Source organism: Geminocystis sp. NIES-3709, from assembly GCF_001548115.1.
GTDB lineage: Bacteria > Cyanobacteriota > Cyanobacteriia > Cyanobacteriales > Cyanobacteriaceae > Geminocystis.
Genome location: NZ_AP014821.1, coordinates 1,178,544 through 1,201,113, shown reverse-complemented (window position 1 = coordinate 1,201,113; position 22,570 = coordinate 1,178,544). Strand labels below are relative to the sequence as shown.

21 protein-coding genes, 1 tRNA gene and 1 pseudogene are annotated in these 22,570 nt (G+C 32.1%); 10 read left to right on the top strand and 13 right to left on the bottom strand.

Going from position 1 to position 22,570, the window contains the following annotated elements; all coding sequences use genetic code 11:
• Nucleotides 1-31: 31 nt before the first annotated feature.
• The 8 genes from GM3709_RS18940 to GM3709_RS05065 form a co-directional block, all read right to left on the bottom strand.
• The gene (locus GM3709_RS18940; RefSeq protein ID WP_071828013.1) at nucleotides 32-1,462 is read right to left on the bottom strand and encodes a tetratricopeptide repeat protein; all 1,431 of its coding nucleotides are present in this window, start codon (nucleotides 1,460-1,462) and stop codon (nucleotides 32-34) included.
• Between the two features lie 840 nt (nucleotides 1,463-2,302).
• Complete coding sequence (locus tag GM3709_RS05095; RefSeq protein ID WP_066116884.1) at nucleotides 2,303-2,887, bottom strand: PepSY domain-containing protein; 585 nt, start codon at nucleotides 2,885-2,887, stop codon at nucleotides 2,303-2,305.
• 42 nt (nucleotides 2,888-2,929) lie between these two features.
• Entirely contained in the window at nucleotides 2,930-3,250 is a 321-nt protein-coding gene (locus GM3709_RS05090) for a helix-turn-helix transcriptional regulator (RefSeq protein WP_066116882.1), read from the bottom strand.
• A 166-nt stretch (nucleotides 3,251-3,416) separates the two neighbouring features.
• Nucleotides 3,417-3,896, bottom strand: coding sequence for a 6,7-dimethyl-8-ribityllumazine synthase (gene ribH, locus GM3709_RS05085; RefSeq protein ID WP_066116880.1), 480 nt, complete (start codon nucleotides 3,894-3,896; stop codon nucleotides 3,417-3,419).
• A gap of 121 nt (nucleotides 3,897-4,017) precedes the next feature.
• Nucleotides 4,018-4,206 carry a photosystem II reaction center protein PsbZ gene (gene psbZ, locus GM3709_RS05080; RefSeq protein ID WP_066116878.1) on the bottom strand — a complete coding sequence of 63 codons (189 nt, stop codon included), beginning with the start codon at nucleotides 4,204-4,206 and terminating at the stop codon, nucleotides 4,018-4,020.
• 167 nt (nucleotides 4,207-4,373) lie between these two features.
• Nucleotides 4,374-5,183: a YdcF family protein gene (locus tag GM3709_RS05075; protein WP_066116876.1), complete on the bottom strand. Its 810-nt coding sequence runs from the start codon at nucleotides 5,181-5,183 to the stop codon at nucleotides 4,374-4,376.
• A gap of 133 nt (nucleotides 5,184-5,316) precedes the next feature.
• Nucleotides 5,317-5,715 (bottom strand): response regulator, encoded by a 399-nt coding sequence (locus GM3709_RS05070; protein WP_066116874.1) that lies wholly within the window; start codon nucleotides 5,713-5,715, stop codon nucleotides 5,317-5,319.
• A complete protein-coding gene (locus tag GM3709_RS05065) occupies nucleotides 5,715-7,169 on the bottom strand; it encodes a DASH family cryptochrome (protein WP_066116872.1) in 1,455 nt (484 codons plus the stop codon). Before GM3709_RS05065 ends, GM3709_RS05070 begins: the two co-directional genes overlap by 1 nt.
• Before the next feature lie 241 nt (nucleotides 7,170-7,410).
• Here GM3709_RS05065 and rsmH point away from each other — a divergent pair, with 241 nt between their 5' ends.
• From rsmH to cobU, 5 genes are all read left to right on the top strand, one after another.
• Complete coding sequence (gene rsmH, locus GM3709_RS05060) at nucleotides 7,411-8,280, top strand: 16S rRNA (cytosine(1402)-N(4))-methyltransferase RsmH (RefSeq protein WP_066116870.1); 870 nt, start codon at nucleotides 7,411-7,413, stop codon at nucleotides 8,278-8,280.
• 166 nt (nucleotides 8,281-8,446) lie between these two features.
• Complete coding sequence (locus tag GM3709_RS05055; protein WP_066116868.1) at nucleotides 8,447-10,978, top strand: DUF3536 domain-containing protein; 2,532 nt, start codon at nucleotides 8,447-8,449, stop codon at nucleotides 10,976-10,978.
• 133 nt (nucleotides 10,979-11,111) lie between these two features.
• On the top strand, nucleotides 11,112-11,444 hold the full coding sequence (gene petJ / locus GM3709_RS05050) for a cytochrome c6 PetJ (protein WP_066116866.1): 333 nt from the start codon (nucleotides 11,112-11,114) through the stop codon (nucleotides 11,442-11,444).
• Nucleotides 11,445-11,515: 71 nt separating this feature from the next.
• Nucleotides 11,516-11,806, top strand: coding sequence for a DUF2288 domain-containing protein (locus GM3709_RS05045; RefSeq protein WP_066116864.1), 291 nt, complete (start codon nucleotides 11,516-11,518; stop codon nucleotides 11,804-11,806).
• A gap of 9 nt (nucleotides 11,807-11,815) precedes the next feature.
• On the top strand, nucleotides 11,816-12,379 hold the full coding sequence (gene cobU / locus GM3709_RS05040; RefSeq protein ID WP_066116861.1) for a bifunctional adenosylcobinamide kinase/adenosylcobinamide-phosphate guanylyltransferase: 564 nt from the start codon (nucleotides 11,816-11,818) through the stop codon (nucleotides 12,377-12,379).
• On the opposite strand, the gene GM3709_RS05035 is transcribed toward cobU, so the two are convergent.
• Nucleotides 12,353-13,003 carry an L-threonylcarbamoyladenylate synthase gene (locus GM3709_RS05035; RefSeq protein ID WP_066116860.1) on the bottom strand — a complete coding sequence of 217 codons (651 nt, stop codon included), beginning with the start codon at nucleotides 13,001-13,003 and terminating at the stop codon, nucleotides 12,353-12,355. The two genes, cobU and GM3709_RS05035, sit on opposite strands and share 27 nt — an antisense overlap.
• A gap of 223 nt (nucleotides 13,004-13,226) precedes the next feature.
• On the opposite strand from GM3709_RS05035, the gene GM3709_RS05030 reads away from it, so the two are divergent.
• From GM3709_RS05030 to GM3709_RS05020, 3 genes are all read left to right on the top strand, one after another.
• Nucleotides 13,227-14,492, top strand: a complete 1,266-nt coding sequence (locus tag GM3709_RS05030) for an IS701 family transposase (RefSeq protein WP_066115324.1) — start codon at nucleotides 13,227-13,229, stop codon at nucleotides 14,490-14,492.
• Between the two features lie 77 nt (nucleotides 14,493-14,569).
• Nucleotides 14,570-16,099, top strand: a complete 1,530-nt coding sequence (locus tag GM3709_RS05025; RefSeq protein WP_066116859.1) for a TonB family protein — start codon at nucleotides 14,570-14,572, stop codon at nucleotides 16,097-16,099.
• A gap of 46 nt (nucleotides 16,100-16,145) precedes the next feature.
• Nucleotides 16,146-16,520, top strand: coding sequence for a PilZ domain-containing protein (locus tag GM3709_RS05020; RefSeq protein ID WP_066116857.1), 375 nt, complete (start codon nucleotides 16,146-16,148; stop codon nucleotides 16,518-16,520).
• A 110-nt stretch (nucleotides 16,521-16,630) separates the two neighbouring features.
• Here GM3709_RS05020 and GM3709_RS05015 read toward each other — a convergent pair.
• Nucleotides 16,631-16,702 (bottom strand) — tRNA-Arg (locus GM3709_RS05015).
• 114 nt (nucleotides 16,703-16,816) lie between these two features.
• On the opposite strand from GM3709_RS05015, the gene GM3709_RS05010 reads away from it, so the two are divergent.
• Entirely contained in the window at nucleotides 16,817-17,419 is a 603-nt protein-coding gene (locus GM3709_RS05010) for a hypothetical protein (RefSeq protein WP_066116855.1), read from the top strand.
• Nucleotides 17,420-17,462: 43 nt separating this feature from the next.
• On the opposite strand, the gene GM3709_RS05005 is transcribed toward GM3709_RS05010, so the two are convergent.
• Nucleotides 17,463-18,935 (bottom strand): glycosyl hydrolase family 57, encoded by a 1,473-nt coding sequence (locus tag GM3709_RS05005; protein WP_066116853.1) that lies wholly within the window; start codon nucleotides 18,933-18,935, stop codon nucleotides 17,463-17,465.
• Between the two features lie 240 nt (nucleotides 18,936-19,175).
• Here GM3709_RS05005 and GM3709_RS05000 point away from each other — a divergent pair.
• Nucleotides 19,176-20,442, top strand: a pseudogene (locus tag GM3709_RS05000) (IS701 family transposase).
• A gap of 33 nt (nucleotides 20,443-20,475) precedes the next feature.
• Here the strand turns inward: GM3709_RS05000 and GM3709_RS04995 are convergent.
• A complete protein-coding gene (locus GM3709_RS04995; RefSeq protein ID WP_066116851.1) occupies nucleotides 20,476-21,324 on the bottom strand; it encodes an AAA family ATPase in 849 nt (282 codons plus the stop codon).
• Nucleotides 21,325-21,340: 16 nt separating this feature from the next.
• A complete protein-coding gene (locus GM3709_RS04990) occupies nucleotides 21,341-22,459 on the bottom strand; it encodes a T4 RnlA family RNA ligase (RefSeq protein ID WP_197671865.1) in 1,119 nt (372 codons plus the stop codon).
• Nucleotides 22,460-22,570 lie beyond the last annotated feature (111 nt).

Sequence of the window (22,570 nt, the reverse complement as noted above, 5' to 3'; positions counted from 1 at the left end):
CTCATAAAAAGACTTTTTCTGAGCACCCTAACTATTGCATCTGTTTCAGAGTTTCGATCGCCTGTTGGTAACTTTGTATATCTCCTTGTTCATAAAACAAATTAGCTGATTTAGTTGTATCATTAATAGCTTCAACGACTAAATCTAATTCATAATAGGCAATACCACGATTACCATAAGCTAGAGAAAATTTAGGATTATAACGAATAGCCTCTGTATAATCGGCGATCGCCTCTTCAAACTGACCTAAATCTGAATAAATATTGCCTCGATTGTAATAAGCATCCGCATAATCTGGCTGATACTTAATAGCTTGTTCGTAATCTAGGAGAGCTTGATTCGTATTACCTAACAAATATTGTAAAAACCCTCGATCATTATAAGCCTGACTAAAATCAGGTTTAAGTTTGATGGCTCGATCATAGTCTTTTCTTGCTCCTCGTTCATCTCCCTGACGAAACATAGCTAATCCTCGATCATGATAGGCAAGAGGGTTTTGCGGATTCAATTTTAGCACTTGAGTTAAATCCTTAATGCCATTACGGTAATCACCTAATCTTACTAAAGTATGACCACGACCTTGAAAAGCTCTTTCAAATTTTGAATCAAGTTTAATCGCCATATTATAATCATTTAGAGCATCCTGATCATTTCCTAGGGATGAATAAACATCTCCTCTGTGACAAAAAAGTTCAGCAGAAGAAGGACTCTTAATAATTTCCTTATTTAAAGATTCAAGATCAGTTTTTGCCGTAATAACCCAGACATCTTCCATTAAAGAATCGTTTAAGATTTCTTCATCGATTGGTGTGGTAATTTCCACAGAAATCAACTCATTCTTAATATCTTCTAAGGGTTGATTTTGTTCTAAGATAGGGGTATCAATAGAAATCAAGTCATTCTTAATATCTTCTAAGGGTGCATTTTGTTCTAAAATAGGCGTATCAACAGAAATTGGCTCATTCTTAATATCTTCTGTTTCTGTTTTCTGAAGTTCCATTGTGGGTATAATTGTTGATTGTTCCTCAACTACGGGACTAATTTTTATACCTAAAATTTCATTCAATTTACTAATTATCCGAGGCGAGTTGTCAGGGTTAAGTTTAGGGAAAATCCCCGTCAATCCCTGATATTTAGCCCAACTTTGTTGAAAGCTCGAAATTTGCTCATCTTGACCATTAAGAGCAAAAATATGGATAGAAATGTTATTATCTTTACACCAACGAGATAAAGAACTAGCTTGGTAAAAATGACCGTCTGGAGTCTTCGCACTGACATCAATCAAAACTAAATCAGGGAAAGTAAATTGATTTTCTTGCTGACTTTGAAACAGCTCAGTAATATTTGTATTTAGAGACTCAATATTTAAAATAATTTCATCAGAGTCAAGTAATTTAAGCCATTCTTTTTCCTGTTCAGGAATGGTATGAAGGAATAATATTTTTAGTTTATATTTGGACATTAATATATTATTAAGTTATATTATTAATTAAAATTTTTTTATATATTTATTATTAACTGAAATTATAACATGAACACTTATAGCTAAAAAACCGAGAAAAAATCATCTCTCACAGATTGCTCATATTTCAAGTCAATACGGAAAAATTATACACTTATTGAGTATATATACTCAATATTTACAGAACGATAAAAGAGATAATAAAATTATTGAAATTGTGGCAAAAAAAGAAAAAAGAAGAAATTGACATTAAAAATTTATATTATTTAGGATTCGTAATAGGAATTATTGACGATTTAGAAATACAAAATATTGTTTATTAAAGAATTAAAAATATTTTCAAGAAAAAGTATCAGTGGATAAAATTGTCAAAGCTATAATTCATAAAATATCAACAGAAATATTATCTAATTTACCGTCAAGATGTGCAAAATAAAGTTTGATTTCTAAATAGAATAACTTTGTTTTATTGCTCTAAAAGTCCTGATTAAATGTTGATTATGTTTTTTTTCAAAACTTTCAATTAATTTATTACTAAATTTTTGAACATAAATCTCGATCTGATGATATAAAAACATAATACTAATTATCGATCGAAACTCTAGGATAATTCTTAAATTACTATTAAAATTTAAAATATATTTTAGTAAATAATCATAGTAATAAATTTTAGAAAAATCAAATATTTGACCATTAGCAAAAATTTCAATAATCATTTTATTCTTTTAAAAGATTTACAATATAGATTATAGTAAAATTACTAAGGTCGATCGTAGAAAAAAAAAAAGATCAAGACGAAAAAATTTTAATGTCTATCATTGAAATTTAATCTAATTATAATTATTTATTATTGTTAGTTAGTTGACGACGTGGACGAAAAATAGAAGTCATTTTAATACCAGTAATCAGTAAAGAAATTAAGCCTATTCCCACTAGAATAATATAAATACTTTGTAAAAATGAGCCTAAGTATTCTCCTTGATGAATCTCTAAAAATATCTCAGCTTGTTCTTTTGGTAAGTTAAAATAACTTCTGGCTACTCGATAACTAACCCCTGTAATAACACTAATTGTTAAAGGGAAAAAAAGGATGATCGAGCCTAGAATGTGGAATTTTCTTTGATTAAAATTTTGAGTGATTTTAGCGAGAGATTTATCTTTAAATAAAGGATGAATAACTAAACCAGTAACAATCATTCCTAGTAATCCTAAACCTGCCAAAACGACATAAATTGGCTTTAACTGATCTCCTAAAAATTCTCCTTGATGAATTACTAAGAAAATCTCCCCTTTTTCTTCTGAAAAACCGAACCAATTAGTAAAAATATAAAAACTAATTCCAGTAAAAGCGATGAGAATTAAAGGAATAAAAACAATGGGAGCAATTTTACGATGAATAGTGCGAAATTGATGACGTAAAGACATAAGCTATTTTTTATTTTAGAGGGATTAAAAAACCATTATTTCCTAGTCAAATTTTTCCAAAGCATCTTTAATTTCTACTAAATGATTATTAAAAACCTCTTTAGCAGAGTCTAACACTTTAAAAATTGCAGGTTCATTTATAGAGTAAAAAATATAATTACCTTGTCGGCGACTTTTAACTAGGTGATACCGTCGCAAGATAGCTAACTGTTGGGATACGGAAGACGATTCTATCTCTAACCATTGAGCAATATCATTAACGCTGTTTTCCCCCTGACGTAGAGTATCCAGAATTTGGATTCTTACGGGATTAGAGAGAATTTTAAATAAATCAGCTTTAAAATAACTTGGTTTAAAAGGCATCTGATTAACTTAGTATCTGCAAAGTTCTTCATATAGTTTAACGCAAAAAAACATTATTTACTTAAAACACCGAATCAACAACATTCAAAGATCAAACTTTTGTCTCTAGGAAATCAATCGGTAATGTTAAATGTTTCTTATTCTAAACGTCAATATTTTGTTACTCCTAGTGAATATTTTTCATTAAAGTAGCCATTTCGATCGCATTCATAGCATAACCCCAACCGTGATTACTTTTAATTCCTGCTCTTTCTAAGGCTTGTTGCATAGTATCCGTTGTTAAAATACCAAATACGATCGGGACACCTGTTTGTAACCCAACCGAAGCAATCCCCTTGGACGCTTCATTACACACATAATCGAAATGAGGAGTATCACCTTTAATAACAGCACCCAAACAGATAATGGCATCATAACGCCCTGTTAAAGCTAATTTACGGGCTACTAATGGCACTTCAAAGCTACCGGGCACCCACGCATAATCAACTTGACTACCGTCGGGATTAATATCGATACCGTGTCTTTTCAAACAATCTTGACAACCCGCTAATAGTTTATTGGTGATTAAATCATTGAAACGCCCAATAACTAAAGCAAAACGCAGACTAGATATATCTTGATTAAAATTTCCTTCAAAAACTGCCATGTATTCCAGTAAATATTTTTTAATGATTTGGTGAGCAAAAATACTTATTATCTTTGATTAACTTTTGCCCACCCAGATAAATTTCAAATTAGAGTCTTAATATTTATTAACAAAAAGTTTTTTAAACTACGAAAAAATTTAATACTGCTACTGCTACTACTAAAATAAGCCATAATCCAGAACCTAAATAGAGTAAAGATTTGGACTGCTCCCAATTTTGGGGAGAAGCATAAGCAACAGGAACATATACGATCATAACAAAAGAGAAAAACACTAAGACGGTTAACAATAATTGGAACAATATTGACATTTTTTTTAATCTCCTGAAAATATATTCTTTTAGTAAACTAAACTTTCTTAGATTAGTTTATGCCAACTTGTACCATTGTGGCTAATTAATTATCGAAGATGTCTGACAATTGAGAGTTTACAGTTGATAATACTTATTATTGATTCTGTTATATAAAACTTACCCCATTACAACCATCCTTTGAGTTTATAAACTACCATACCGATATATTCTTTTATAGCTAGAGTAGTGTTATTTAAAGAGTTGGAATCAGGAAAAAAATTAAGCAGGGTATCTTGCCATTTACTTTCTTTCGTATCTTCTTGAAAGTCTTTTTTGGTGACAAGATAATCTGTAGGTGCTGGAATGACTTCAATATTTTGTTTTTCAAAAATTTTCACAGATCGAGGCATATGTAATGCAGAAGTAACGAGTAAAACTCTATTAATCTTTAATTTTTGTAAGATTTGACGGGTGTTAACGGCGTTATCGTAGGTATTAAAAGAGTTACCTTCTTTGATTATTGCCGATTCTGGCACACCTAAAAGTAACAATAATTCCGTCATATCATCAGCTTCTGATGGTAAATTTTCTCCTCCACCCCAAGAAATTCTCCCACCAGTAGGAATAATTAGAGGAGATTTGCCCATTTTATATAGTTTAGCCGAATAAATCACTCGATCGCCTCCATCTGCTACATCAATCATGGCACGAGGATAAATACGAGGTTTTATACCACCGCCTAATACTACGATCGCATCTACATTAGGTAATTTATCAGGGGGGGAAATATATTGCCATTCCAAAGATTTAACCAGTAAATTACTTACCCAAACATTGCTACCGATAAATAAAATCAAACAAGCAAAAATGACAGGAATAGGTAGCCAACGGGGATATTTCCACCACAAAATTAAGCTAATAATTAATAGTAAAAATATCAATCCTAAAGGATAGAAAAAAAGTGGTAATAATTTTGATAAAAATAAAAAATCCATGAATAATTAGGGGTTAGAAGTTAAGAGTTAGGGGGTTAACAAATTATCTCAAGTATTAAAAATACACGGTGAGACTTCTTTCAACATTAGATTTAAAATCAATCCTTCACAATTTAGTATGAATTTTAATATACTACTCATTACTCATTATTTCTTTGACTGTATCTATAAAACCTTGATGATCAACTACAGGCTTAGAAATATAACCATTTGCACCACTTTCTGTCAAAAAATTCTCTTTATCTCCTTGCATAGCATGAGCAGTTACAAGAATAATAGGTATATGTTTAGTTTCATCATCGGCTTTAAGAATTTGAGTAATTTTGATCCCATCAACTGCTTGTCCTTGATAATAACTATTAGCTAAAGAAACATCCATTAAAATTACTTTAGCCTCTCCTGATTTTGCGATCGCAATTACTTCCTCAACATTTTCTGTACCTTTAACTTGAAATCCTCCTCTTTTCGAGAGAATTTTAGCGAAAACCTTCAGATTGATAGGATCATCTTCTACAATTAAAACCGTACTCATTAACTATGACTGAGGTAAATTTGTTCATTATGTTTGATAGACTTAAAAAAATCTACCATCGGACGGGGATAATTAACTCCTAACTGTATATTAAACTGTTTCTGTTCTTGTGATGATAATTTCCAAGGCTCATGAATTTTCTCCCCTCGAATAACTGAAATTTCTGGCAACCAGTGACGCAAATAATCTCCTTGATAATCATAATCCTTCGACTGTTTTGGGATGTTGAAATAACGAAACCCCCTAGCATCATTACCAATACCTGCTGTATAATTCCAATTGCCCCAGTTGCTACACACATCATAATCTATTAATAAAGACTCAAACCACTCGGCACCCATTTGCCAATTTATGCCTAAGTTTTTGGTTAAAAAACTAGCTACATTTTGCCTTCCTCTATTTGACATGAAGCCCGTTGATTTTAATTCTCTCATGTTAGCATCAATCAATGGATAGCCTGTTTGTCCCTCGCACCATGTTTCAAATATTGACCAATTTTCTTGCCAAGGGAGGGAGATATTTTGTAAACCAGATTGATAAAAAATTTGATTACCATATTTAATAGCGATGAAACGGAAAAAATCTCGCCATAATAATTCAAAAATTAGCCAATAAGTAGAGTCATTTTTAATCCTTTCTCTCTCATATTTTGTTACTTGTTGATAGATATAACGAGGGGAAAGACAACCTAATGCTAACCAAGGAGAAAATTTAGAAGAATAGTCACTTCCTAACATTCCGTTACGAGTTTTTTTATAATCTTTTAAACAGTCTTTTTGCCAAAAATAATGATTTAATCTTTTAATACCTTCTGTTTCTCCACCTATAAAATTTAACACGGATTTAGCATTAGATTGATAATCTTTTAAACCTAACTCTTGTAAATGGGGAATATTGCCAATTTTTATATCAGGAATAGGTGATAATTTTTGAGGCATTTGTAAACAGGAGTAAACTTTACTTTCCTTTTCAACTTGTTTTCTAAAGTTCGTAAATAAATCGGGAATATTTGTTATTTTGTAAGGTAATTCTGATGGATGATATAGAGTTGATTGCCAAACAGATTTTATTTTGATATTTGCTTTGTTTAATTTTTTCTTTAACCTTTTTTCTACTTTAATTTCTTCGGCGGTTGCTTCTTCAGAAAAACAGACTAAATCAACTTGATAATTAACCGCAATGTCTGAGATAATTTTTTCAGGTAAACCTTTTCTGATGATTAAGTTACTACCTATTTTTTGTAAAGAATTTCTTAAATCCGTAACAGCTTCCATTAAAAACTTTGCTCTAAATTGTCCTGTTTTTGGAAAACCAAAACTTGTGGTTTGAAAATGTCGATCGTCAAAACAATAAACTGGGATAATTATATCAGGATTATGGGCAAGGGCTTCAGTTAAAATTGCTTGATCATGAATCCTTAAATCATTACGAAACCAGACTAAAACTCTTGTCATTTTTCACTAAAAAATAATATTAATATGTTATTTTATCTAGTAGTAGTAAATTATTTGTGTGAATTTTGAACTAAATTTTAACTTTGACAAGAAAATATAATGTTACTACCTAGATAGAATGCTATAATTTCCCATCAGATAGTGAAAAGAAATAATATCTTTGTCTCTTTGTACTTTTGCATCTTTGCGAGAAAAAGAAAGATAAAGATAATAAATAGAAAAAATTTATTTTAAATAATTTATGTCAGAAAAAGAAACAAAATTTATTCATGAATCAGTTTTTCCTCAAGAAATTATCGACTCTCTAAATATAGTGAAAAGTGGACATTATTTAGATGCAACTTTAGGCGGTGGAGGACATACCCATCTAATTTTATCCCATAATGATACAGTAAAAGTAACTTCGATCGATCGAGATATTCAAGCGATAAATTTTGCTCAAGAAAAGTTAAAAGACTATGGAGAAAGAATTATTTTTTGGCGAGGAAATTTTGCAGACTATCAGCCTATAAATATAAAGTTTGATGGTATTATAGCGGATTTGGGAGTAAGTTCCCCCCAATTAGATCAAGGAGAAAGGGGTTTCAGTTTTCGTCATGATGGAGATTTAGATATGCGGATGGATACCAGTCAATCTCTTATGGCAAAAGACATTGTTAACCGTTGGCAGGAAAAACAATTAGCTGATTTAATTTATCTTTATGGAGAGGAAAGGTTATCTCGTCGTATTGCTAAAACTATTGTGGAAAAACGTCCTTTTTCAACGACTCTTGAGTTAGCTAATGTTATTGCTTCTTGTGTACCGGGGAAGTATTGTCATGGCAAAATACATCCTGCAACTCGTACTTTTCAAGCATTAAGAATTAAAGTAAATGAAGAATTAACCTCTTTAGAGAAATTTCTGCAAGTGGCACCAAATTGGCTTAAACCAGAAGGTAGAATTGCTGTCATTAGTTTTCATAGTTTAGAAGATCGTATCGTCAAAAATCAATTTCGAGATCATCCTCTTCTCAAAATTATCACTAAAAAACCAATTATTCCTAGTATAGAAGAACAAAGGGCAAATGGGAGATCTCGATCGGCTAAATTAAGAGTTGCCTACCGTGAATAGTTGATAGTTAGTTGTTAATTCCGGCATTGCTGATTTAAACTATGATTTTTGGTGATTAAAAAATTAATTATAAAAAATCTTCCATTATCAAATTATCACCATAATCGATCGATGAGGGGAATAATTAAGGTTAAATGGTAGTTAAAACCGTTATCTTTTTTCTGCTATGACAATCAATATAGCCTCCGCCGATAATCTTCATCAATCATTAGATAGTGAGATTTCTCCCTTATCTCAAGCTAAAGGTATTTATGTCACGGTGCATGGACATTTTTATCAACCTCCTAGAGAAAACCCCTATCTCAATATTATCGAAAGGCAACCAAGCGCCCATCCTTTTCATGATTGGAATGAGCGAATTTTTTATGAATGTTACCGTAATAATGCCTTTGCTCGTATTTTCAACAATGATGGTGATATTGTCGGTATTGTCAATAACTATGAATATATGAGTTTTAATATGGGGGCTACCCTCATGTCATGGTTAGAAAAATACGATCGAGAAGTATATCAAAAAATTATAGAAGCGGATAGAGCTAGTTGTCAAAGGTTAAATGGTCATGGAAATGCGATCGCTCAAGTATATAATCATATTATCTTGCCCCTTGCCAACGAAAGAGATAAATATACTCAAGTAAAATGGGGAAAAGCAGACTTTTATAATCGTTTTGGCAGACAACCAGAAGGAATGTGGTTAGCAGAAACTGCCGTGGATTATCCCACCTTAGAGGTTTTGATTGCAGAGGGTATTAAATTTATTATTCTTGCACCTACCCAAGCCGAAAGATGTCGAGAAATAGGAGACTCAGAAGAATGGTTAGAGGTAGGAGGAGGACAAATTGATCCAACCCGTCCTTATCGGTGTTATGTTAATGATAAGGATAAGGATTATATTGATATTTTCTTCTATGATGGGCCTATATCTGGAGATATGGGTTTTGGTGATGTCTTGTTAAGCAGTCATCATTTTTATTCCCGTTTAAGCCTTGCGGTAAGAGGAGATAATCGTCAATCTCAAATTATATCCGTTGCTACTGATGGTGAGACTTTTGGACATCATAAAAAAGATACAGAAAAATGTCTAGCTTATGCTTTTACTAAAGAATTTCCCCAAAAAGGTTGGACTGTCACCAATTATGCTCATTATCTTGGGATAGTTACCCCGACTTGGGAAGTTGAATTAAAACCCGTTACCGCTTGGAGTTGTTATCACGGTGTCGAAAGATGGAAAGATGACTGCGGATGTGGAGGAGGAGGTGAATATCATCAAAAATGGCGTAAACCTCTGCGAGAAACTTTAAACTGGTTACGAGATGAGTTAACTAAAGTTTATGAGGATGTTGGTTATAACTATTTTAAAAATCCTTGGTTAGCTAGGGATGAATATATAGATGTTATTTTAGATCGTAATCCTAATAGTGTAGAAAAATTTTTACACCGTCACACCAGTCATCAACTATCCCCTAGTGAACAAATTGACGCTTTACGATTGTTAGAAATGCAACGACACTCTTTATTAATGTTTACTAGTTGCGGATGGTTTTTTGAAGAAATATCACGCCCCGAAGGTACACAGATATTACGCTATGCTTCCCACGCTTTAGAGTTAGCTGGAGAGGTAGCAGGAGTACAACTAGAAAAGGAATTTATCGATCGATTATCTAATGCACCAAGTAATGTTAAAGAATATCTTAATGGTGAAGGAGTTTATCGTCAAGCAGTGTTACCTTCTCAAGTAAATTTAGAACAAGTTACTGCTCATTATGCTCTTAGTTCCTTATATAATGAATATCAAGATGAGCAAAGTATCTACTGTTACTCTACCCAAAAATTAGACTATCAAAAACAACAGATTGGCTCTTTGACGTTGGCTGTAGGACAAGTGCGTTTAACTTCACAAATTACTTGGGAAAGTGGTCATTTCATCTTTGCGGTTTTACACTTAGGAGGATGGGATTTTCATTGCTGTATTCAACCCTTTTCTAGTCGTTTGGCTTATACCCAGATGAAAGAGGAGTTATTTGCTATCCTCAAACAAGCTAGTGTGGTGGAATTAATTTTAACAATGAGTCGTCTATTCGGTAATAAATCCTTTGACTTACAACATCTTTTTGCGGAAGAAAGACTAGCTATCATGGAAAAATTGACGGTAACAACAAAAAAACGTCTTGATCAGCTTTATACTCAAGTATATCGAGATAATTATAGTATTTTACTGGCTTTTCAACGAGATGAAGTCCCTATTCCCCAAGAGTTGCAGGTAGCAGCGGAAGTTGCCATTTCTTATCGTTGTATCAAAGTGATTGAGGCTATTAATAATACTACCCCTGACTTAGATAATTTAGAACCTTATCTTCTCGATTTAGAAGCGATCGCAAATGAAGCTGATAGTTTAAGATGTAAATTAGAGATACCAAAAGGTAAAAAAACCCTTGAGAAATTAATATCATCTTGTGTGCAACAAATTTTATCAGAAACTTCATTAGATTCCCTAGAAACTCATATTCAACTGATAGATAAATTAATTAAAATAGGTAAGCAATTAAAATTGAATCTTTGGTTAGATAAAGTTCAAGAAATTTATTATCAATTTTTACATCAAAAACTATTAGTAAATAATGATAACTTGACAGAAAAAAATCACCTACGTTTATGGATGAAATTAGCGGAATATTTAGATATTTTTTTCCCAGTTTAAAAAGTGATTAAAGATGATGAGGAGATAATCTTTATTAAGAAATGTAACAAACTTTGACAGGTTGTCTTTTGACAAGAAAAAACAAATTAAGGATGATCAAAATGATCCCATAATATTTGTATCAAAATTCCCAATGAAAAAAATTCTTAGTGTAGTAGTTTTATTAATCACTATTTTTAGCTTAACCTTTGCTAATCCTGCTTTGGCTGGTGATGCAGGAAAAGGGGCAGCTATATTTTCCGCTAATTGTGCATCCTGTCACATGGGAGGAAAAAATGTAGTTAATCCAGTGAAAACTTTACAGAAAGCTGATTTAGAAAAATACTCGATGTATGACATAGAAAGTATTAAAAATCAAGTAACTAATGGTAAAGGTGCTATGCCCGCTTTTGGTACACGTTTAAAGCCTGAACAAATCGAAGATGTAGCCACTTATGTTCTTTCTCAAGCTGATAAAGGTTGGTAAAAATTAACAATTGACAATTAACGATTAACAATGGATAATTGATAAGTTTTGTTTAGTCCGTAATTCATTGGATGTCAGATTTAAAAGCCCAATTAAAAGAACAATTAGCACAGATGGATTGGAAAGATTTAATCCCTCATGCTCAAAGAGATGCTTTAATTATTGTCGATCGAGGTTTAGACTTAATTGAGGTAGGATGCGCTATCGCAGAAGATAAAACAGAATTGGTACAACGTTGGATTAGTGAGCAATTGATTCAAAAACCCTCTACTCAACAATTGAGTTTATGGAATGGAGATGAAACTCAAAAATTTAATACTATTATTGTCCAACCTTTCGTGTTAATTTCCACTCCTTCATAATTTTACATCATGAATAATGCTTTTGAGATTATTTTAATTACTGGCGGTGCAAATTCTGGTAAAAGTAAATGGGGTGAATATCTAGCACTTCGGAGTCAAAAACCGGTAGTTTATATAGCAACTGCTCAAAAAGACGAAAGTGATGAAGAATGGACACAAAAAATTTTAGAACATCAGCAAAGAAGACCGAAAAACTGGCATACTTTAGAAATACCACTATTTTTAGCAGATTCGATCGAGCAAATTAAAGAAGATAACTGTATTTTAATCGATTCTTTAGGCACATGGGTAGCTAACTGGTTGGAAAAAGACGAGTTAACATGGCAAAAAGAAGTTACAAAATTACGATCGAGTTTAGCAAATAATTCTCACCATATTATCTTAATAGCGGAAGAAACTGGCTTGGGAGTAGTTCCAGCATACTCATCAGGGAGACTATTTCGTAGCCGTTTAGGAAAACTTAGTCAGTTAGTAGGAGGATTAGCCAATAATGTTTATTTAACCATTGGTGGTTATGGGATAGATGTTAGTAAAATAGGTTTAAAATTAAGTGAAATTGAACCAATTATCTAATTTTTCCCATCCCAATCCCTGACGTACAATAGAAGGTTTATCTGTGGAAAAATCAACAATAGTAGAAACTTCAACCCCCGGATCTGTATAATCATCAATAATAATATCTACTTGTTTTTCAAACTCATCAAATAATCGTGCTTTTTCCCAGTTAAAAGAAGGAAAATCACCATCTTCATCAATAATATGGGCAGAAGTGGAAATAATAGGATTATCCAAGGATTGTAATAATGCTTGACACACATTTTGATCTGGAACTCTTATTCCTGTCGTCTTTCTTTTAGGTGACATTACTAATTTTGGCACTAATTTTGTGGTGGGCAATAGGAATGTATAGGGGCCGGGAATAAGTCTTTTCATAATACGATAGGCTTCATCACTGACGATCGCATATTCTGATATTTTAGATAAAGAAGAACAAAGAAAAGTCAAAGGTTTATCATTAGAAAGACGTTTAAGCGCCCTGACTTTTTCCACGGCTGATTTAACATTCATATCACAACCAATAGCATAAACTGTATCGGTGGGATAAAGCATAATTGCTCCATTTTTTAAAGCCTGTGTAATTTGTTCAATATCTCGTTGCTGTGGATTATCTGGATTTAATTCGTAGAATGTAGCCATGATATTAATGCAGAATAAAGAAAGGATAATTGAGAAGGTCAAATAAATTTTTGTTATTGGGTAAGAATCAAAATTTATTAATTGTTAATATCTGATTATATAATAATTATGAGACAAACAAATTATTATTGTAATTACCTAGCGATTGTTATTAACGGTACTTAGACAAAACAATAACAACAATTAAGCTATAATTTTTACATCATATTGCTTTTAGGTCAAAATGAAAGAAATTACTTCTTCATCAATGCCCCCATGTTTCAATCGCTGGTGTGAAAAAATAGACCCAGTCTTAAAAACAAAGGCACAAAAACGAGAGTTTAGAAATTATTTGGGCGGTTTATTAGGAGATTCTCAAAGAAAAAATATAACTCAAATTGCCCATAATAATCTTGATATTACTTATCATAAATTACACCATTTCTTAACAGAGTCCACTTGGAATTATGATGAGGTAAATGATAAAAGATTAGAAATTATTGCATCCTGTCGTCAAACAAAAATTAGTCGATGTTTCTCCTTAATTATAGACGATTCAGGTCATCGTAAAAGTGGAAACTTTACTGACTGTGTGGGAAGACAATATATTGGTGAAATTGGCAAAACTGATAATGGTAATGTTATAGTCACTACTCACATTTATGATGGTGTGAGAAGTTTTCCTTTAGACGTTGAATTATATGAAAAAGCCGAAAATTTCCCTGAAGGAAAAGACGCTCCACAATTTCAGAAAAAACCAGACATTGCCTTTAATTTAATTGAAAAATGTTTAAATCGAAATTATTGTCCCCAAATAATTTTAATGGATGGTGGTTATGGAAACAATACTAATTTATTAGGCAAACTAGAAAAAAAGAATTTAAAATATATAGGAATTATTGCTAAAAATAGATTAGTAAAATTGGTAAAACAAGATTTTATCGAGTCTGAAAAAACCATAGCTGAAATAGCAAAATCATTACCCCAAGATAGTTTTGAAAAAATAAGAATAGGAAAAAATCGAGAAAAAACTCTTTGGGTAGCAACGATAAATATTGAATTATCAGCTTTGTCGGGAATAAAAACTGTAGCTATCGTCATGAATGCAGATACTTTTGAAAATTCCACAGATATTGATTATTTAATGACTAATGAAATAGGAGAAAAAGTGTGTGGAAATTGGATAGTAGAAACTTATACACAAAGAAATTGGATAGAAGTATTTTACCGTGAAATCAAGGGATGGTTAGGGTTATCACAATACCAAGTGAGAAATAAAAGAAGTTTAATGAGACATTTTATCTTGGTATTTTGTGCCTACACTTTTATTCAATGGCATCGTTTGACAGGAGGTTTAAGAAGACAATGGGGGAATAAACCGTTAAATACTTTTGCTGAGGCATTGGAAGCGTTTCGTAATGCTGTGTCTTTTCGCTTTTTTCAATGGTTAAAAGACAATGTGGAAGTATTTAGTTTATATAAAGCTAGTTTAGGGTTTATTTGGGCATAATTTTTGTCTAAGTACCGTTAATGCAAGAAATATAATAAAGTTGATACAATACGGTAGAAAAAGAATTTAGATTGATTATGGTGACAACTACGAGTTCTAAAACATTGTTATTACAAGCTAATGCGAATAAAGTGCTTAAAGAAATCAATTGGCCTTTGTTAACCTCGATCGCATTACATGGTATATTCTTTACAGTGATTTTTCCTCAATGGCAAGATACTAATAGTTCCAATGCCAATAACAATTTAGGAAACACTCCAGTCGTTGAATTAAATACGATCGAACAAACTCGTTTGCCCAATTTAACCCCTCCTACTGCTTCTTTTAATTGGGATAGTTTAAATACCCTTCCATCCGCAGATACTTCTTTACCACCGATACCTTTATCTGCTTTTGATATACCCGCCCCTCCTACTACTGGAGATTTTCCCATGCCTACTTTTGATAGTAGTGTTTTGATGAATTTACCAGCACCTCCTTCTCTACCGTCACCACAAAATCTTCCCCCCGTCAATTATTCTGATAATTTTTATCTGCCGACGCCCTCTATTTCCACCCCTACGGAATTACCTCCACCTCCACCTCTTAATCAAAATGCGATCGCTACGTTACCTCCTAGTAACCACTTCAATACTCCACAAAATGGTAATATAATAGATATTACGGCTGATCCTACGGAAGAAAGACAAATTACCCCGGAAGAAGCGCAAATGAGAGAAAAAATATTTGCCAATTCAGACATAGAACTCACCGTTAACCCGAGAGATGTCATTAATGGTAGAGTGAATTATAGTCCACAAATACGAGGGGAAAATGACGAACCTCTAGCCTTTCAACCGAATAATATTCTAATATCAAAACTACAAAAACAAAGTCAAAATACTAGCGATGAAGAAGCTCGAAAAAATTATGTAGCTTGGGCAAAAGAGGTTCAAAGTGTTACTCCTCAACAAGTAACCTTAACTGGTATCTATCCAAAAGACGCTTGTGTCGGTAAATTAGAAGGTAATGCTACCTATGGAGTTACGGTTAATTCTGCTGGAAATGCAATTAATACTCAATTGATAAAAAGTTCTGGCTATCCCTTGTTTAATGATCAAGCTTTAAGACAAATTAGAAGTCATAGTTTTGCCAACGAAACAGGAGTCAATAAACCCTTTCATGTTTATGTGAATTTTAATTATAATTCAGAAATTTGTCCTTCTCTTTCTATTTCTAATGTGGAAAATACACCGCCAGTAAACACACCAGAGACTTCTAATACTCCCAGCAATATTAATACACCTAATTTATCTAAACCGTCTCCCACTCCCAGTAATATCAATACACCTAATTTATCTAAACCGTCTTCTCCCCCATCAATTCCCAAAGAAAAAACCCAATCTTCTACCACAATTGTAACTCCTGTTCAACCTCCATCTCCTTCCGTTACACAACCCCCTGTGCCAATATCTCCAAAACCGATTGAAATCAAACCTTTAGTTGAAAATCCCTCAGAATCATCTCAACAAACTTTGGAAATAGAAACCTCCCCTTCTAAACCGATTATTAAACCCACTGAAACTAATCAAACTTCAGAACAAGATAACTCCTCAGAGTTACAATAAAAATAGGGAAAAATTTGCATAATACTATATCGAGGGGTGACTTACTATGAGCCAAATTAATGAGCAAAGAAACTACCGTCGTATTCTGGCTGTTTGTAGAATACTAGATTCTGACGAAAAATTTTTGGGTTTTACTCTTGATTTAACTCCTACAGGTATTCAAATGATCGTGAATAGAGATTTTCCTCAAAAATCAGAATTTGAAATTATCTTGAATCAGGCTAGGGAAGATGAAATTTTAGGAAATAATATTAAAATCAAAGTACAACAAATTTGGCGATCGTCAACCAATGAAGAATTTGATCAAATCGGTGGGAAAATTATCGGTGTTGATTCTCCAAAAGAACTAGAAACTTTGGTTAAGTATTGCGATCGAAAAGCCAAAGAAAGATACCAGTTTGATATGGAATGGAAACCTTAATTTTTCAATAAGAATCATTGTAGATAATTAGTTTTGATATGTTTAGACAATCTTTTTTGAAATGATTAAATTAAGATTGAATCTCATATCTATTTTTTTATGATAAATAACAGGACTGAACGGAGTCGAACCGTTATTTAGCACTTAGGAGGTGCTTGTTCTGTCCATTGAACTACAGCCCCATATATTAAGTTTTGTTACTTAGTTTCATTCAGTATATATCAATTTTTATGATTATTTATGATTATTTTTGGTAATATTGTATTTAATATCTATAAGAGGTAAAAATAAATGCTATGACCTCCGTAAAATCTTTAACCGATAAGTTGGTAGGGGAAATTTTAGAAGAAGCAGGGTTGATACATCCAGGACAAATTCAAGTAGCGTTGATGGAGCAGAGTATTTATACTCATCTAAAATTAGGGGAAATTTTAGTTCTTCATAATTGGGTTACTCAACAAACGGCAGATTTTTTCGGAGAGGAAATCAAAAGATTGATTAAAGAAACAAAAAAAAGACAAATAGGATACTATTTGCGTCAAGCAGGCTTATTAGAAGATCATGATATAAAAGCAATTATTGAAGAGCAGAAAAAATTAGGAGTCAAATTTGGTTCTTTAGCGGTGTTGAGAGGATGTATTAAACAGGAAACTTTGACTTTTTTTTTAAATCATTTTGTTCCCGAAATAAGCAAAGATACTCATCTTCAATATGCTGATAAAATAACGATGAGTTCAAAAAGACAGACTTATGCTCAAGGCAAAAAAAACACTAATCGTATTATACTTACTCCAGAAACTTATTCTGATTCTAAATTAATTACTACTGGTAAAAAAACCTTACATAATTATGAAGAATTATTGGAAGAAGGATTAGATGATATTCCTTGGGTAAATTAAGATGGGCAAAAGACAACTTTAAACCCATTTTATTAATTATTGACTATTTGCTGAGTTCTTCACCACGACGATACAATTCACGGGCATAATCTGTCCATGTACCTTGCCCCCAATAACGAAAACAACTGGTTTGTACTAAGAGATTATAAAGTAAGGCTTCCTGATAATCGGGACGTTGTGTCACAGTAGAATCTTCTGCTACAAGTCGATCGAACTTTTGATGAAACATCGCGCTTAATTTGTTCATGGGTTCGAGAACATTTTCATAACCTTTTACCCAACTTAAATCATTTGTCCATGATGCTCCATCCATGTGGAATTGATGATCATTTTGATTAAGATCTGCGATCGCAGTTTCTACAATGACAGGAGTGATATTATCTCCTACTTTAGCCCAAATTTTATGTTGTCCGACGGGTTGACAGATAGGGTAATCATGTGGATTAACTCCACTAGCTTCGATTAACTCAATATATTCCGTCCCATTAAAACCTACTACATTACTACCATTTTTGAGATCGTACCATAAGGGTTGAAAACCACGAGGAAACTCATTCATCATCACTCCTCCATTCTCACCATCAGCAATTTGACTGACACAAGAAGGAATAGAAATACCATTAATTTCTTGTCTGCCTAAAGTTTTGGCTTCATGATAAGGTTGCATTTGTGCCACTAACTTAGTATCTGAACCTTGAGTCTTAATCAATGCAGTAATACTAATAGTTTCTCCACGAGAATTTTTTGCCACTAGACGATTAGGGATATATTTTTGCTCATGGTGTAAACCTGAACCGTCAGGACGTTCAACTGTATGCTCTTGTACTAATAACCAACGATAACCGCAATCTTTAAGGGCTTTGATATACTCAAAAAGGGTATCAGGATGATTAGGAAGGTGCATTTCAGGAGGAGAAAAACCTTTAACCCTTGATAGGGCTTCTTCTCCAAAAATAGAGGCAAAATGATGTTGCCATGCTTGAATTTGCAATTTTAAATCAGGGATAGGAGTGGAAGGTGCAACGGCATGAGACCACATTGTACCCAACCATTCTACATAGGGTTGATATTGGGAATCACAGGCAAGTTTCTTCAGGTTATCAAGAATATCATTGCGTCCCATTTGTTGTAAACCCCATAGTAAATTACCAGAATAATCTAACATGATGCGAGGATTACAACCATCAGCAATTAATTGAGGAATAAATTCACCCATACGACTATAACACCAAGCAAAAACACCAGCATTATGATTATCACCGTCACCTTGATTATTAAACATATGCTGTAAATTGCAGATTAACGCCCCATTTTCTCCTGCTGGAATGGTAGGTTGGTGCATATGTAAAGCACAAGCAAATCCAGATTTTATTTCCTCTAATTTTAGATTAGTATTAGGTAAATATACTAAATTATTATTATTAACTAATGCGGATATTTTTGCTTCTGAACCACAAATAGAAGGAAGATTATTTGTAGCTTGAGTAAAAATTTTTGATTCTGATGTAGCAATCATAAAGTAATGTTGTTTTAAAGAATTTAAAGAGATTTATTTAGTTTTAATTATCCCTTTTTCAATTTATTTTACCTTACGTTTTGTCAGCATTTTTTCTAAGATTTAATAAATTAATTTTAAAATCTTTACTTTTTTTTATAAAACTTAATACTAATCATTACTTTGTTACTAACGGTACTTAGACAAAACAATAACAACAATTAAGCTATAATATTTACATTATATTGTTTTTAGGTCAAAATGAAAGAAATCACATCTTCATCAATGCCACCCTGTTTCGAGCGTTGGTGCCAAAAAATAGACCCTGTATTAAAAACAAAAGCACAAAAACGAGAGTTTAGAAATTATTTGGGCGGTTTATTAGGTGATTCTCAAAGAAAAAATCTCACTCAAATTGCCCATAATAATCTTGATATTACTTATCATAAGTTACATCATTTCCTAACAGAATCCACTTGGAATTATGATGAGGTAAATAATAAAAGACTAGAAATTATTGCCTCATGTCGTCAAACTAAAATAAGTCGCTCTTTCTCTTTAATTATCGATGATTCAGGTCATCGTAAAAGTGGCAATTTTACTGACTGTGTGGGACGACAATATATTGGTGAAATTGGCAAAACTGATAATGGTAATATCCGCAGTCACCACCCACATTTATGATGGGGTCAGAAGTTTTCCCTTAGACGTTGAATTATATGAAAAAGCGGAAAATTTCCCCTTGGGAAAAGATGACCCACAATTTCAAAAAAAACCCGATATTGCCTTTAATTTAATTGAAAAATGTTTAAACCGAAATTACCATCCTCAAATAATTTTAATGGATGGGGGTTATGGGAACAATACTAATTTATTAGAAAAATTAGAACAAAAAAATTTAAAATATATAGGAATTATTGCAAAAAATAGATTAGTACAAGTAGTAAAAGAAGATTTGAGAGAGTCTGAAAAAAGAATAGATGAAATAGCTAAATTATTACCTCAAGAGAGTTTTGAAGAAATAAAAACAGGTAAAAATAGAGAAAAAACTCTTTGGGTAGCAACCATAAAAATTAAATTATCAGCCTTATCAGGAATAAAAACCGTAGCTATCGTCATGAATGCTCCCAGTTTTGAAAAGTCCACAGATATTGATTATTTAATGACCAATGAAACAGGAGAAAAAGTCTGTGCAAATTGGATAGTAGAAACTTATACATCAAGAAATTGGATAGAAGTATTTTACCGTGAAATTAAGGGATGGTTAGGCTTATCAGAATACCAAGTGAGAAATAAAAGAAGTTTAATGAGACATTTTATATTGGTATTTTGCGCCGATACTTTTATTCAATGGCATCGTTTGACAGGGGGATTGAGAAGGCAATGGGGAAATAAACCCTTAAATACTTTTGCAGAGGCATTGGAAGCGTTTCGGACGGCAGTATCTTTTCGTTTCTTTCAATGGTTAAAAGATAATGTGGAAGTATTTAGCTTATATAAAGCAAGTTTAGGGTTTATTTGGGCATAATTTTTGTCTAAGTACCGCTAATCTAAATAGATCTTAAAAGTCTCCTTCCGCTACTTGAAAAACCGTTAAACCTAAACTTCTCCACATTTCTACTACTTGGTTTCGATCGTCTAAAATAAATTTAATATTATATTTATCTTTAATAAATTGCTCATAAATCTCCTGTTTAATAATGGCATCTTTTCGGGAATCACCAGTTTTCCTCATGTATAAATTTGTATATTTTACCTGATATTTTTGTAACCATTTTTCTGTTAATTCCTCGCCATCATCAGTTCTTCCAGAAACGACAAGAATATTAGTAGAATCTTGCCATTTATAAATAGTTTCTAGTACTGGTTGATTAGGCCAATCTTGATCACATTTAGATACATCATAGGGATTACGATTATGTAAAATTGCTAATGTGCCATCCATATCAACAATAATAGCTGATGGTAAATTAGGGTTATATTCTGGAGGATTAATTTTCGGAACAATAAATTGATTATACATTGTCATAATTACATCTTTTCCCACAGAATTAGCTCTTTTTAAATCTCTTTTTATACATTCTTCGACAGGTACTTGCAAAAATGAATTATTAATTTTAACTTCAGCTTTGCCCTTAACTAATCCTTTAATATGTTCAATATTTTTTCCAAAATTTGTGTCATCAATAAGAACGTGTTTTCCCTCTTCTAAAGCCATTAAAATAATGTGATCTCTTAATTTTACAATAAATTTTTCATTGCTAGGAGACCAATGAGAAGCGTGAGCCATTTCTCGTAATAAATCCTTATTTATTCTTACCCAACGTCCCGGTTCTTTTAATAAAATATTTTTAGCAAAAGTTGATTTTCCTGAAGCGGGTAATCCTTGTAAAATTACTACTTTTTTCATAATTAGTTAACAATAATTAAAATCCTAATTCAATATATTTTATATCTAAAAGTTGTTCTATTTTCAAAATAGAAGTATTAGCTAAAGCCTCTTTAATAGAGTTAGATTTTCCACTACGCAAAGCAAATAATATTCCCGAATAGGGCAAATTTTTAACAACTAAGGCAAAATCTTTTTGTATAGAAATAGATTGATATTTTTTATAAATTATATCAATTTCATCAATTAATTTGTTATATTTTTTCATCGTTTCTTGATACATTTTAGTCCATTCAGGATAATAAGCTAAAAATTCATCACCTTCATTATTAACGATAATTTCTAACATTTTACGAGTAGAAAAACTAGAACGGAAATGAGCCCAAGCAACATAGCGTGGAGATTTTACCTTGACTCGATTATAATTATAATTGTTATGTTTTTTAACAGTATCGCAAATGATATAACCCTCAGATTCTAAAGGGTTTAAATTTTGACAAGCCTCAGTAATTTGTTGCCAATTTTGTAAAGGAAATATTTTAACAAGATTAAATCCATATTTTTCTGCCCAAGGTTGGGGATTTTCTTCTTGTAAAGTTCTTACATTTCTCACTCCATGCAAAACTAAATTATTTTGATTTTGTTGAACAACAATACGATTATATGGAGTTAACAATTCAAAACTAAAACAATAATCAATTTGTTTAGGTAATGGATAATTTAACTCTTGCCAAACACGCCAAAATAACTGAGCAAAAGTAAAAGAAAATGCACCCACTTCTCCACTAGCATCTGCTGTACCACTGGATTGAACTTGCCATTGATTATCATAATAATAAAGCACCATTAATGAGCCATCTAATTTATCATAAACGGTGGCATGATTCCAGTTAATCTCAGCGGCTAAAGGTTCACCATAATTAAAAAATTTATCATAAGCATAAGAGACTATTTCCCAATTATTCGCAGAATCAAGAATGATTCCTCTACTTTGTTGAACAATTTTTTCGCTCATGGGAGACTCAATTTGAGAATATTTTAAACAGATTAGATGAGAATATTTTTGATGACGATTAATTTTAATGTGATAGTTATTTGCTAAGTTTTCTAATCCTTCTTGTCTTAAATATTCTTGCAATTCCATATCAATTTTCATACTTGGATAAATTAATTCTACATCCCAACGTATAATAAATTAAACGTTTAATAGATTCTGTTATCTGAAGATAACTAAAAGTTTAGAAAAATTCATAGTTATTCTAACAAA

Coding starts and splice junctions, on each gene's coding strand:
- GM3709_RS05045 (WP_066116864.1), top strand. CDS start 11,516: ATGTCAGATTTAAAAGCCCAATTAAAAGAACAATTAGCACAGATGGAT.
- GM3709_RS04995 (WP_066116851.1), bottom strand. CDS start 21,324: ATGAAAAAAGTAGTAATTTTACAAGGATTACCCGCTTCAGGAAAATCA.
- GM3709_RS05005 (WP_066116853.1), bottom strand. CDS start 18,935: ATGATTGCTACATCAGAATCAAAAATTTTTACTCAAGCTACAAATAAT.
- GM3709_RS05025 (WP_066116859.1), top strand. CDS start 14,570: ATGGTGACAACTACGAGTTCTAAAACATTGTTATTACAAGCTAATGCG.
- GM3709_RS18940 (WP_071828013.1), bottom strand. CDS start 1,462: ATGTCCAAATATAAACTAAAAATATTATTCCTTCATACCATTCCTGAA.
- GM3709_RS05010 (WP_066116855.1), top strand. CDS start 16,817: ATGACCTCCGTAAAATCTTTAACCGATAAGTTGGTAGGGGAAATTTTA.
- GM3709_RS05035 (WP_066116860.1), bottom strand. CDS start 13,003: ATGGCTACATTCTACGAATTAAATCCAGATAATCCACAGCAACGAGAT.
- GM3709_RS05030 (WP_066115324.1), top strand. CDS start 13,227: ATGAAAGAAATTACTTCTTCATCAATGCCCCCATGTTTCAATCGCTGG.
- GM3709_RS05070 (WP_066116874.1), bottom strand. CDS start 5,715: ATGAGTACGGTTTTAATTGTAGAAGATGATCCTATCAATCTGAAGGTT.
- GM3709_RS05090 (WP_066116882.1), bottom strand. CDS start 3,250: ATGCCTTTTAAACCAAGTTATTTTAAAGCTGATTTATTTAAAATTCTC.
- cobU (WP_066116861.1), top strand. CDS start 11,816: ATGAATAATGCTTTTGAGATTATTTTAATTACTGGCGGTGCAAATTCT.
- GM3709_RS05075 (WP_066116876.1), bottom strand. CDS start 5,183: ATGGATTTTTTATTTTTATCAAAATTATTACCACTTTTTTTCTATCCT.
- rsmH (WP_066116870.1), top strand. CDS start 7,411: ATGTCAGAAAAAGAAACAAAATTTATTCATGAATCAGTTTTTCCTCAA.
- GM3709_RS05095 (WP_066116884.1), bottom strand. CDS start 2,887: ATGTCTTTACGTCATCAATTTCGCACTATTCATCGTAAAATTGCTCCC.
- GM3709_RS05020 (WP_066116857.1), top strand. CDS start 16,146: ATGAGCCAAATTAATGAGCAAAGAAACTACCGTCGTATTCTGGCTGTT.
- petJ (WP_066116866.1), top strand. CDS start 11,112: ATGAAAAAAATTCTTAGTGTAGTAGTTTTATTAATCACTATTTTTAGC.
- GM3709_RS05065 (WP_066116872.1), bottom strand. CDS start 7,169: ATGACAAGAGTTTTAGTCTGGTTTCGTAATGATTTAAGGATTCATGAT.
- psbZ (WP_066116878.1), bottom strand. CDS start 4,206: ATGTCAATATTGTTCCAATTATTGTTAACCGTCTTAGTGTTTTTCTCT.
- ribH (WP_066116880.1), bottom strand. CDS start 3,896: ATGGCAGTTTTTGAAGGAAATTTTAATCAAGATATATCTAGTCTGCGT.
- GM3709_RS04990 (WP_197671865.1), bottom strand. CDS start 22,459: ATGAAAATTGATATGGAATTGCAAGAATATTTAAGACAAGAAGGATTA.
- GM3709_RS05055 (WP_066116868.1), top strand. CDS start 8,447: ATGACAATCAATATAGCCTCCGCCGATAATCTTCATCAATCATTAGAT.